At 40.9% G+C, this 2,015-nt stretch carries 2 protein-coding genes; one reads left to right on the top strand and one right to left on the bottom strand.

Annotated features, from left to right (window positions below; genetic code table 11):
* The coding region (locus A9E74_RS13640; RefSeq protein WP_069297141.1) for a beta-alanine-activating enzyme beta-propeller domain-containing protein at nt 1–976 on the top strand (976 nt) is incomplete at its 5' end.
* Here the strand turns inward: A9E74_RS13640 and galU are convergent.
* Nucleotides 968–1,825, bottom strand: a complete 858-nt coding sequence (galU, locus tag A9E74_RS13635; RefSeq protein ID WP_069297140.1) for a UTP--glucose-1-phosphate uridylyltransferase GalU — start codon at nt 1,823–1,825, stop codon at nt 968–970. The two genes, A9E74_RS13640 and galU, sit on opposite strands and share 9 nt — an antisense overlap.
* Between the last annotated feature and the right edge of the window lie 190 nt (nt 1,826–2,015).

Genomic DNA, 2,015 nt, shown 5'->3' with positions numbered 1-2,015 from the left:
TCAAGGCCCACAGCAAAAACCTGAAACTCTCTGGCGTTATCATGCGGATGTTGGCGCTTCATCATCACCAGTTGGTAGTGGTAATTTATTATTTTCAGGCAGATTTGACGGCCGGATGCTGGCATTAGACAAGAAGTCGGGCGAAGAGCAATGGCAGTTTGTTACTGGGGGTGGAATCTTTTCTACTCCGTCAGTTGCAGAAGAACAGCTAGTATTTGGCAGTGACGACAAAAATATTTATGCCTTGAATAAGTTTACTGGCAATCTTTTATGGACATTTGAAACCCAAGACAGAGTGTTTGCTTCTCCACTGATTGCCAAAGGTACGATTTTTATTGGTAGTCTTGATCACAATTTCTACGCAATAGACCGGCATAGTGGCGAACTTAAATGGATTGTTGAAACTCAGGGACAGGTAGATTCATCGGCTGCTATGCATAAAGATCAATTATATTTCGGTAGCGATGATGGTTCTTTATATGCAGTTTCGATTAACGGTGAACGGATCTGGACCTTGGACACTGGCGCTGCCATTGATGCATCACCAGTCATCTCTGCAGCAGATAATTTGCTTTATGTAGGCAATGATGCCGGAGTGTTATTTGCTGTGGATTTAGAGTCCGGTAAGCCGCTATGGACATTTGAATCTGGATCCAGATTGTTTGCTTCACCTGCGTTGAAAGATCAGCAGGTTATTTTTGCTGCAACAGATGGCCGAGTATTTTCCTTAAATAAGGAGAGTGGAGAACCATTTTGGCAATTTGACGCTCAGGCAGTGTTATTTTCCTCTCCGGCAATAGCAGGTGATCAGGTATATATAGGTTCAATGGATGGTTTTCTATATGCACTTGATATAAACAACGGTGAGCAAATTTGGCGATTTGATTCAGGGTGGGCCATATTTGCATCACCGTTTGTCGATAACGGTACGCTTTATATCAGCAGCGATGATGGTGATTTATTTGCACTACGCTGATTTATTCAAATGTTCGTGTTCGTAATAATAATTAGTGGCTTCCACAAAACCTTCAACGCTACCGCAGTCAAAGCGACGACCTTTGAATTTAACCGCTAAAACTAATCGTTCTTGAGCCATCAAACGCAAAGCATCGGTGATCTGAATTTCGCCATTGGTACCGGGTTTGGTTTTACGTAGATATTCAAAGATTTCTGGCGTCAAAATATAGCGACCAATAATTGCCAGGTTGCTTGGCGCTTCTTCTGGTTTGGGTTTTTCTACCATGTCTTTGATTTGATAAATACCTGGGGCAATTTCATCACCGGATATAACACCATAACTATGGGTTTCTTCGGCGGGTACTTCTTCAATAGCCACAATACTGCATCGATAACGTTCGTATAGAGCCACTAACTGACTAAGTGCACGTTCACCACCTTCATCAGGTTTTGCACATAGATCATCTGCGAGGATGACAGCAAAAGGTTCATCGCCAATCATGGGTTCACCCGTCAAAATTGCGTGACCCAGACCGAGCATTTCACGTTGGCGCATAAATACAAATTCGCAGTTATCCATTAGATAGCGAATATCATCTAAAAACTTTTCTTTCGATGTGCCTTTGATCTGATGTTCTAATTCAAAACTGGTGTCGAAATGGTCAGCAATTGCCCGTTTACCACGACCAGTGATAAAACCAATTTGACTGACTCCTGCCTCCATGGCTTCTTCAACACCATATTGAATCAATGGTTTACTAACGATTGGCAACATTTCTTTTGGCATAGCTTTAGTAGCAGGCAAAAATCGTGTGCCATAACCGGCTGCTGGAAATAAACATTTTCTTATAAGACTTTTTACAGCCATTGACGAGATCCTTATCAAACTGTTGTGGAAAAAAGTGATGACGTTAAGCTAAAGTAATTGCCTGTGAAGTTCAAGAACTGACTAAGCAAACTATTTAGATTTAACCACTATTGGACTGATATATTGTAATCATTCAACATTACTATTTAATTTCTGTTTTCAGAAATATCTAAATTTAAATTATTCTGGT

Origin of the sequence: Methylophaga muralis, assembly GCF_001720165.1 — a bacterium.
GTDB lineage: Bacteria > Pseudomonadota > Gammaproteobacteria > Nitrosococcales > Methylophagaceae > Methylophaga > Methylophaga muralis.
The sequence above is the reverse complement of the archived record's forward strand: the minus strand, read 5'-3'. Positions and strand labels throughout refer to the sequence as shown.

Bases quoted from the DNA above. Each gene is read 5' to 3' on its own strand.
- galU (WP_069297140.1), bottom strand. From the start codon at position 1,825: ATGGCTGTAAAAAGTCTTATAAGAAAATGTTTATTTCCAGCAGCCGGT.